At 60.1% G+C, this 6,175-nt stretch carries 6 protein-coding genes; 4 read left to right on the forward strand and 2 right to left on the reverse strand.

Annotated elements, in window-relative coordinates:
- Both VL202_RS05620 and VL202_RS05625 read right to left on the reverse strand, forming a co-directional pair.
- The coding region (locus VL202_RS05620; protein ID WP_325463166.1) for a dimethylsulfonioproprionate lyase family protein at positions 1-385 on the reverse strand (385 nt) is incomplete at its 3' end.
- Between the two features lie 53 nt (positions 386-438).
- The gene (locus tag VL202_RS05625; protein ID WP_325463167.1) at positions 439-2,475 is read right to left on the reverse strand and encodes an NADH:flavin oxidoreductase; all 2,037 of its coding nucleotides are present in this window, start codon (positions 2,473-2,475) and stop codon (positions 439-441) included.
- A 148-nt stretch (positions 2,476-2,623) separates the two neighbouring features.
- Between VL202_RS05625 and VL202_RS05630 the strand changes: the two genes are divergently transcribed.
- The 4 genes from VL202_RS05630 to VL202_RS05645 all read left to right on the forward strand — a co-directional run bounded on the left by VL202_RS05630 (position 2,624) and on the right by VL202_RS05645 (position 6,127).
- The gene (locus tag VL202_RS05630) at positions 2,624-3,253 is read left to right on the forward strand and encodes a TetR/AcrR family transcriptional regulator (protein WP_056340375.1); all 630 of its coding nucleotides are present in this window, start codon (positions 2,624-2,626) and stop codon (positions 3,251-3,253) included.
- A gap of 13 nt (positions 3,254-3,266) precedes the next feature.
- Entirely contained in the window at positions 3,267-4,061 is a 795-nt protein-coding gene (locus VL202_RS05635; RefSeq protein WP_325463168.1) for a pyrroline-5-carboxylate reductase family protein, read from the forward strand.
- 73 nt (positions 4,062-4,134) lie between these two features.
- Positions 4,135-5,136, forward strand: a complete 1,002-nt coding sequence (locus VL202_RS05640) for an ABC transporter substrate-binding protein (protein ID WP_056340742.1) — start codon at positions 4,135-4,137, stop codon at positions 5,134-5,136.
- Positions 5,137-5,239: 103 nt separating this feature from the next.
- On the forward strand, positions 5,240-6,127 hold the full coding sequence (locus VL202_RS05645) for a proline/glycine betaine ABC transporter permease (protein ID WP_325463169.1): 888 nt from the start codon (positions 5,240-5,242) through the stop codon (positions 6,125-6,127).
- Positions 6,128-6,175: the final 48 nt, after the last annotated feature.

Raw genomic sequence — 6,175 nt, forward strand, 5'->3', positions numbered from 1 at the left:
ATGTCGCACCGAACCACAGATCCCTGCGATCTTCGAAGCCGCCCGGCCCGATGATCATCGTATTGGCGTGGCTCTCGGCAAAATTTTCGCTCGCCGAACCGTCATTGTTCGTTCGCGGCTTCCATTCGAGCAGGGGCTCGAGCGCCTTGAACCGTTCGATCAGGTCATCCAGCGTCGGCTGCCCGGTCTTTATGGCCAGAGCACTTTCGAGATGGCGGTCGCAGACGGGAAGGCGCCCTGCAATATCGGGTCGGGTCGGCTCCGGCATCTCCAGATTTGCAAATATCTGCTTGAGCGAGCGACGCGCGTGCTCATCCCCGGCATAGTGATCGAAGGCGGCAAATGCCGCGTCGATGAAGCCCTCCAACAGGTCGTTTCGCACCATGATGTTCCCTCGTTCTTGAAAAACCGGGACGGCGGGCCGGCCCGCCGCCATCGTCAGAGATCTTTGGCCAGCCGCAGCGCGTCATAGATCGCCGCATGGGTATTGCGCGCGGCCACGGCATCGCCGATCCGGAAGAGCTGGTAGGTGCCGGCCGGATTGCGATCCACAGTTTGCGGCGCGCCGGTAAGCAGCTCGTCATAGGAGACTTCGCCGAGATTTCTCGATCCGGGTTTCAATTCGAAATAAAGGTCGTCCAGCGGGATGGTGCCGTGATTGACGACGATCTGATCGACCACCTGCTGCCTGGCGACGCCGCCATAGTCGCTGCCGACATGGGCGATGATCTGGTTGCCACTCTTTTCGGCAGCGTCCAGCCGATAGGTGACGGTGAAGGTCACGTCGAGCTTCTGCAGCGAGCGCATATAGGGAACGAGGTTCATCGCCATGACTTCCGGCGCAAAGGAACGGTCCGGCGTCATGATCTCGACTTTGGCGCCGGCCTTCGCAAGGGTTTCCGCCGCCTGCAGGCCGGCATGGTCGCCGGCATCATCAAAGACCAGTACATTGGTGCCGGGCTTCACATCGCCCGAAATGATGTCCCAGGACGACACGACCAGGTCGTTGCCCCTGGACAGGACCTCCGTATGCGGCAGGCCGCCCGTCGCGATGATGACGACATCCGGTTTTTCGGCCGCGATCATATCGGCCTCGGCCCAGCTGTTGAAATGGAAGGTGACGCCGAGCTTCTGACACTGGCTCATGCGCCAGTCGATGATGCCGATCATTTCGCGCCGGCGTTCGTTCTGCGCGGTGAGCCGGATCTGGCCGCCGGGATTGTTCGCTGCCTCGAAGACCACAACCTCATGGCCGCGCTCGGCCGCGACGCGCGCCGCCTCGAGGCCGGCCGGGCCGGCGCCGACGATGACGATTTTCCTGCGCAGATCCGCCTTGGGGATGCTGTGCGGCATGGTCTCCTCGCGGCCGGTCGCCGCATTGTGGATGCAGAAGGCCATCCCGCCCTGGTAGATGCGGTCAAGACAGTAATTGGCGCCGACACAGGGACGGATATCGTCCTCGCGCTTTTCGATGATCTTGCGCAGGATATGCGGGTCGGTAATGTGGGCGCGGGTCATGCCGATCATGTCGACCTTGCCGGTCGCGATGGCATGACGTGCGGTGGCGACATCCTGGATCTTCGCCGCATGGAAGGTCGGAAATTTCGTTGCGGCGCGAACATCGCCGGCAAAATCCAGATGCGGCGCGCTCGCCATGCCCTGGATCGGGATGACGTCGGTCAGGCCGGCATCCGTGTCGATATGACCGCGAATGACGTTCAGATAGTCGATCAGGCCGCTGTCCCTCAAGCGCCTGGAAATCTCGATGCCTTCGGCCTTCCCGTTGCCGCCGAGAAGACATTCGTCGGCGGTGTAGCGGACGCCCAGAATGAAATCGTCGCCAACCCGCTCGCGCATCGCCCTGAACACATCGAAACAGAAGCGCATGCGGTTATCGAGAGAGCCGCCATAGGGGCCGTCGAGTTCATTCGTCAGCGGCGAAGTGAACTGGTCGATCAGGTGACCATAGGCCTCCAGCTCGACCCCATCCATGCCACCCGCCTTCATGCGTTCCGCGGCGTCGGCAAAATCCTTGATGATGCGCTGGATATCCCAGTCTTCCAGTTTCTTCGGGAAGGCGCGATGCGAGGCTTCGCGATGGTGGGAGGGCGCGACGACCGGCAGCCAGTCCCCCTTGTCCCAGCGCGTACGGCGCCCGAGATGCGTCAGCTGGATCATGATGGCGGCGCCCTCTTCATGGACGGCGTCGGTCATTTCCCGCAGCCACGGGACGATCTCGTCCTTGTAGGCAAGCAGATTGTTGAAGACCGGAGGGCTGTCTTTCGAAACGGCGGCGGAGCCGGCCGTCATGGTCATCGCCACGCCGCCTTTGGCCCGCTCCACGGTATAGGCCCGATAGCGCTCCTTCGGCATTCCGTCATCCGGATAGGCCGGTTCGTGCGAGGTCACGATGATGCGGTTGCGAAGTGTCAAATGCTTCAGTTTATAGGGCTGAAGCAGGGGATCGTTCGACATGCGACTGGCTCCGGTCTGGGGATTTTCTCCGCTAGGCTAAGCGGGAATGTACACATATGTCAACGCTCAAAAACAGGAGAGTTTTGAGTATCGACATCGATGTACATTTTTACTTGTCATCCCCGAATTGACTTGTTAGGAATTATTCATGGAACAGGCGGTGATGGACAACGGCTGGCGTGGATCTCATGAAGGGTGGCTTGAGGCAGCCTATGATGCCCTGCTCGAATCCGGCGTGGATTCGGTCAAGATCCTGCCGCTGGCAAAGAGACTGAACCTTTCCCGCACCAGCTTCTACTGGTTCTTCAAGGACAGGGAAGAACTCCTGGGCGCGCTGATCACGCTCTGGCGAGAGAAGAATACCGGCAACATCGTCAAGCAGTCTGAAGCCTATGCGGAATCGCTCGCGGAGGCGATGCTGAACGTTTTCGACTGCTGGCTGAACAAGGACCTGTTCGACTCCCAGTTCGAGTTCGCGGTCCGCAGTTGGGCATTACAATCGTCGGACATTCTCGCCGAGGTTCAACTCGCGGACCAGACACGCCTGGAAGCGCTGGGCCGGATGTTCCAGCGCTTCGGTTGCGACGAGACCGCCGCCGACGTCCGCGCGCGCACCACCTATCTGGTCCAGATCGGATATATCTCGATGCAGTCCAGCGAGGAACTCGCCATCCGCATGAAGCGGATTCCCGAATATATAGAGATCTACACCGGCCAGGCGCCGCTGCAGAGGGAGCTCGACCGCTTCTTCTCCCGGCATGGCTACAAACCCGATTGAGAGAAAGTTGGATATGGGCGGTCCTTTGAGGATTGGGATAATCGGAGGCGCCGGCTGGCTCGGCGGGGCAATTGCCGATGCCATGCTCGACGCGGGCATCGTGCAAGCCGAAAACCTGACCCTCTCCTACCGCACGCAGCGTCCGGACCGTTTGCCGAACTGCGTCTGGACAACGGACAACCAGGCCCTTGCGGATCGCTCCGACGTGATCTTTCTCTCCGTCCGCCCCGCCGACTGGCATGGCCTGGCGGTCGATGCGGCGGGTAAACTCCTTGTCTCCGTCATGGCCGGCATTCGCCTGGATGCGCTTTGCCGACATCACCAGACCCTTCGGGTCGTCCGGTCCCTGCCGAACGCGGCCGCCGAAGTGGGAAAATCCTACTCGCCCTGGATCGCCACCGCCGGTGTTACCGAGGACGACAGGGCCATCGTGCGGGCGGTCTTCGACGCCTGCGGCGCGCAGGACGAGGTCCCGGGTGAAGCGGAGATCGATTACCTTACCGGCCTGTCGGGCTCCGGCCCGGCATTTCCGGCCCTTTTGGCCGCCGCGATGATGAAGGACGCCGTTTCGCACGGTCTTGATGCCGCCATTGCCCGGCGAGCCGTCAACACGCTCATCATGGGCGCAGGCCGCCTTTTCGAACAGCGAAATGAATGCCCATCCGACATTGTCGAAACATTTCTCGACTATCGCGGCACGACTGCCGCCGCGATCGAAGCAATGCGAAATGCAGGGTTTGAAGCAGCCGTCGCAAATGGACTAGCGACCGCGTTCAAGAAATCGGTAAGTATGGGAGACGCCTCCTAACGGCCGTTGGAGCGGGAATATGCGGCATCCCGCTTTGAAGCATCGCCGCAAGAAGAAAGAAGAGGGAACGAAAATGAAGAAACTGCTTGCATCTACCTGCCTGATGTTCGGCGTCCTTGGCGGAGCGTCGATCGCCAGTGCGGCGGATTGCGGTGATGTCTCGATCGCCAGCATGAACTGGCAGAGCGCCGAAGTCCTTTCGAACCTTGATAAATTCATTCTCAACGAGGGATACGGCTGCAACGCCGAGATCACCATCGGCGATACCGTTCCGACGATCACGTCGATGGCCGAAAAGGGCCAGCCCGACATCGCGCCGGAAGCCTGGATCGACCTGCTGCCGGACGTCGTCAAGAAGGGCACGGAAGAAGGCCGCATCATCCAGGTCGGCTCGCCGCTGCCTGATGGCGGCAACCAGGGCTGGTGGATTCCGAAATATACTGCGGAAGCCCATCCGGACATCAAGACGATCCCCGACCTCCTGAAGCACCCCGAGCTTTTCCCGGACGAGGAAGATTCGAGCAAGGGCGCGATCTTCAACGGCCCGCAGGGCTGGGGCGGAACGGTCGTTACCTCGCAGCTCTTCAAGGCATATGAAGGCGAGAAGGCGGGCTTCAAGCTCGTCGATACGGGTTCTGCTGCCGGTCTCGATGGTTCGATCGCCAAGGCTTACGAGCGCAAGGAAGACTTCGCCACCTATTACTGGGCCCCGACGGCGCTTCTCGGCAAATATCCGATGGTGCAGTTAAAGGCCGGCGTAGAGAATGACGCGGCCGAATGGAAGCGTTGCAATACCGTTGCCGACTGCCCCGACCCGAAGCCGAATGCCTGGCCGGTGGACACGATCGTAACGCTCGTCGCAAAGCCCTTCTCCGAGCGGGTTGGGACCGACGTGATGGACTATCTGACGAAACGTTCCTGGACGAACGAAACCGTCAACAAGCTGATGGCATGGATGACCGACAACCAGGCCAGCGGCGAGGATGGCGCCAAGCAGTTCCTCCAGGAAAACCCTGACCTGTGGAAGCAGTGGGTTTCCCCGGAAGCCGCCACGAAGATCGAAGCGGCTCTCTGACGCTTTCGACCCGACCGTCTTGTGCGATGCGCGAAAGCGCATCGCACTTTCCAAAGCCGAGCAACAAAAATAACCGCCGGCTTTTTCTCGTAGGGGGAACAGAATGGACTGGTTTTATAAATTCCCGCATATGAACGACGACGCTCTTCGCAGCCTCAAGAAGGCCATTGACGAAGGCTTTCGCGCTTTCACCCGCAGTTATGGCGATACGATCGAATTTCTCTTTTCCCCCTTGCAGCATTTCCTGATTGCTGCGGACCGGTTCATGACGCAGACGCCATGGCCCATTATCATACTCCTGATCGCCGCGATCGCATGGGCTGCAACGAGAAACCTGCGCATTGTGGGCGGCTGTCTCGTGACATTGCTGCTGATCGGCTATTTCGACATGTGGGACGACACGATGCGAACGATCGCCATGATCTTCGTCTGCACCGTTCTCTCCATCGCGATCGGCATTCCGATCGGCATTCTCATGTCCCGTTCCAATCGCGTCCAGCGAGTGATCAATCCGATTCTTGACGTCATGCAGACGATGCCGAGCTTCGTCTACCTGATCCCCGTCGTCATGCTTCTCGGCATCGGCAAAGTGCCCGGCCTGATCGCCGTCGTCATCTATGCGATTCCTCCGATGATCCGGCTTACCGACCTCGGCATCCGCCTCGTCGACCGGGACGTTCTTGAAGCTGCTGATGCATTCGGCGCGTCTGGCAAGCAGAAGCTCTTCAAGGTGCAGTTGCCGCTCGCCCTTCCCACCATCATGGCCGGGATCAACCAGACGATCATGATGGCGCTCGCCATGGTCGTGATCGCCTCGATGATCGGCGTGCAGGGGCTGGGCCAGCCGGTTCTGAAAGCAATCGCCAACCAGTATTTCACGCTCGGCATGTTCAACGGCCTTGCCATCGTCGGCATCGCCATCATCTTCGACCGGGTCAGCCAGGCTTATGGCAAACGGCTCCAGAAGCATCGGGAGATCGTCCATGGCTGAGCATGCATTCGGCGGCATCAAGATCCGCGAACTCTACAAGATCTTCGG

Source organism: Pararhizobium sp. (genome assembly GCF_035497515.1).
GTDB lineage: Bacteria > Pseudomonadota > Alphaproteobacteria > Rhizobiales > Rhizobiaceae > Pararhizobium.